The following is a 1,081-nucleotide window of genomic DNA, read 5'->3' on the forward strand; positions in this document are numbered from 1 at the left end:
GGTCAGTCGCCCCTGCGCACCGCCCCCGCCAGGATCCAGCCCTCGACGGCCTCGTACTGGTGCCGTTGCTCCTCCGCCTTGCGGCGGCCCGAGGCGAGGGTGCCGAGCCAGCCGAGGGCGAAGCCGAGGGGCACCGTGACCACGGCGGTCGTGGTGTACGGGAACCAGTTGAAGTCGGCGTCGGGGAAGGCGGCCACGGGCGAGCCGGAGACCAGGTTGGTGCCCGGTATCAGCACCAGGACGGACAGGGTGCCGCCGATGAGGGTGCACAGCAGGCCGGTCCGGGTGTAGCGGCGCCAGAAGAGGCTGTACACGAGGGCGGGGGCCAGGGCCGAGGCGCCGATGCAGAAGGTGAGCGTGACCAGGGGCTGGAGGCTGCGGTGCTGCACCTGCGCGGCCAGCAGGATGGTCGGGAGGCCGACGGCGAGGGCGGACAGCCGGGCGATCAGCATTTCGCGGCGTGGGGTCATGTCGCGCGTGCGGAGGGCGAACACGTCGTGGGCCAGGGAGTTGGCGCAGGCGAGGATCATGCCGGCGACCGAGGCCAGGACGGTGAGGAAGATCGACGTCGTCACGGTCGTGAACAGCAGTGTCTCGGCCATCGACACGTCCTGGCCGAACGCGGCACGCGCGCCCAGCAGATAGGCGGTGTTGCCCTGCGGGTCGACGCCGGCGATCACCGCGCGGCCGATGAGGGCCGTGGCGCCGAACGCGACGACCGTGATGATCAGCACGAACAGGGCCACGCCCGACACCGCCCAGGACATCGAGCGGCGTACCTCGCGGGCGTTGGAGGCGGTGTACATGCGCATGGTGATGTGGGGCAGACAGGCGCCGCCGAGGACCACCGCCAGCTGGGTGCTGATCATGTCGAGGCCGGGGTGGGCGCTGTGGGAGAACTCGAGCCCGGAGTGGAGGAAGGCGTCGCCGACCCCGCTGCCCTTGGCCGCCGCGTCGAAGAGGGCGCCGGGGCTCCAGTCGAAGCGGTGCAGGACGAGGAGGGCGATCACGGTGCCGGAGCCCAGCAGCATCACGATCTTGAGGATCTGGATGAGGGCGGTGCCCTTCATGCCGCCGATGG

1 protein-coding gene is annotated in these 1,081 nt (G+C 71.1%); it reads right to left on the reverse strand.

Annotated elements, in window-relative coordinates; all coding sequences use genetic code 11:
• Positions 1-2: 2 nt before the first annotated feature.
• A partial coding sequence (locus BZL64_RS33105) for a sodium:solute symporter family transporter (RefSeq protein WP_086772801.1) occupies positions 3-1,081 on the reverse strand: 1,079 nt, incomplete at its 5' end.

This window comes from Streptomyces bobili, assembly GCF_002154575.1.
GTDB classification, from domain to species: Bacteria; Actinomycetota; Actinomycetes; order Streptomycetales; family Streptomycetaceae; genus Streptomyces; species Streptomyces bobili.